The sequence below is a fragment of the Pseudomonas sp. YuFO20 genome (assembly GCF_035064975.1).
Classification (GTDB): domain Bacteria; phylum Pseudomonadota; class Gammaproteobacteria; order Pseudomonadales; family Pseudomonadaceae; genus Aquipseudomonas; species Aquipseudomonas putida_AE.
Map to the genome: position 1 here is coordinate 1 of NZ_JAXDEO010000162.1, position 544 is coordinate 544.

Sequence of the window (544 nt, forward strand, 5' to 3'; positions counted from 1 at the left end):
CAGGGTCAAAGGTGCCCGATGCGATTGCATCGGACACCACGCCGAATTCCCCTTGGAGATCGAACGCCATCCCTTACCCGCTGATCGTGTTGCGCGGCCGGCGAAACAGCGCACGGAACGGTGTGAAGTAGGCGCCGAGATGATAGAGGGCCTGCGGCGGCGGGATTGGCTCCGGTTGCCTCAACCCCATGATGTCAGGCGATACCTGCGGATCAAGGTAATTGAACCTGATCGGCGGATCAGGCCGCTGGAATAGATCGCGCAGCGTGCGCCGGTCATTGAGATCGATTTCATCCCGCATCGCCCACGCTCCCGTCATAGGGTTGAATTCCGGTCTGCGGCATCATGAGCGACAGCGGTGGTACGGTGCCATTGGAAGGCACGTTGGCGAAGCCAGGACCGCGCGTGATGAGGCTCGCATCATCGGCGGTCTGTGACTGCAGCACCGCGTCGTCGGCGTCCAGAGGCGCCCGCGCGAGCGGCCGGCGCCGGTCGGTAACCATGACGAGCACGAGCAACGAGAGCGCGACGAAGAGGAAAAACT

General features: G+C 62.9%; 2 protein-coding genes. Both read right to left on the reverse strand.

Annotation, left to right across the window (positions count from 1 at the left end):
* Positions 1-73: 73 nt before the first annotated feature.
* Positions 74-301 carry a hypothetical protein gene (locus tag SOP85_RS31075; RefSeq protein WP_323599739.1) on the reverse strand — a complete coding sequence of 76 codons (228 nt, stop codon included), beginning with the start codon at positions 299-301 and terminating at the stop codon, positions 74-76.
* The coding region (locus SOP85_RS31080; protein WP_323629417.1) for a hypothetical protein at positions 291-544 on the reverse strand (254 nt) is incomplete at its 5' end. The genes SOP85_RS31075 and SOP85_RS31080, both read right to left, overlap by 11 nt.

Bases quoted from the DNA above. Each gene is read 5' to 3' on its own strand.
- SOP85_RS31075 (WP_323599739.1), bottom strand. From the start codon at position 301: ATGCGGGATGAAATCGATCTCAATGACCGGCGCACGCTGCGCGATCTA.